This window comes from Veillonella sp. 3891, assembly GCF_003992315.1.
GTDB lineage: Bacteria > Bacillota > Negativicutes > Veillonellales > Veillonellaceae > F0422.
On record NZ_RQVE01000032.1, the window covers coordinates 1 to 1,087 of the forward strand.

The window sequence follows — 1,087 nt, forward strand, 5'->3', positions numbered from 1 at the left end:
CTTGAATTTATGATCTAAGTGCAACTAAAAAAGATTCATAGCTTTCTGATAAAATAGTGTTTGCAAAGACATCTAAAAATCAGGAGGAGCTATGAATCATTATACTCATTTTACACTAAAAGAGCGCGAAATGTTAAAACATTTTATTGATATAGGTAAAAATCAAACGGAAATTTCAATTTTACTAGGGAAAAACAAATCGTCCATATCAAGAGAAATTAAAAGAAATAGTCAAAATGGCGAGTACATACCTTGTGAAGCCCATGATAAATATAAAAATAGACGCTTTAATTGTAAACCAAGAAAAAAGCTAGATAATCCGAGTCTATATGAATGTGTAAAGGATTTATTTTTGAAGCATCAATGGTCTCCGGAACAGATTTCCTCCCGATTAAAATTTGAAAATTCAAGCTTCACTATTAGCTACAGTACAATTTACAGGGAAATATATAATGGTCGTTTTGATGAAAAAGGACTATCACATGGAAATAGAGGAGCCATTCGCAAACTACGACATCGTGGTAAAAGTCGTCATACAAAAAACTATGAAGAAAGACGCGGCAAAATTCAAGTTAGTAATTTAATTACAGATAGACCAGATCCTGCAAATAATCGAGAACGATTAGGTGATTGGGAAGCTGATACAGTTATGGGACAAACTGGTAAGGCTTGCTTAGTAACATTGACTGATCGAAAAAGTAGGTATCTACTATGTAAAAAAATTGCAAAAAAGAATTCATTTTTGGTCAAACAAGCGATGATTGAGCTTTTGGAAAATCAACCTCTAGAGACAATTACGCCAGATAGAGGGAAAGAGTTTTCTAAACATACAGAAATTAGCCAGGAATTGAATTTAGTAGAGTTTTATTTTCCATTTCCACATCATCCTTGGCAAAGAGGAACGAACGAAAACACCAATGGATTGCTGAGAGAATATTTCCCGAAAGCTGTGGATATTAATCAATCAGATAGCTATGTTGAAGCAAAAATGAAAGAAATAAATCTTAGACCGCGCAAATGCTTAAATTGGAAAACCCCATACGAGGTTTATCATTCAGTAGAGTTGCATTTGACTTGACAATTCAAG

1 protein-coding gene is annotated in these 1,087 nt (G+C 33.4%); it reads left to right on the plus strand.

The window, feature by feature from the left end:
- Positions 1-91 precede the first annotated feature (91 nt).
- Complete coding sequence (locus EO118_RS08520; protein WP_127069499.1) at positions 92-1,078, plus strand: IS30 family transposase; 987 nt, start codon at positions 92-94, stop codon at positions 1,076-1,078.
- Positions 1,079-1,087: the final 9 nt, after the last annotated feature.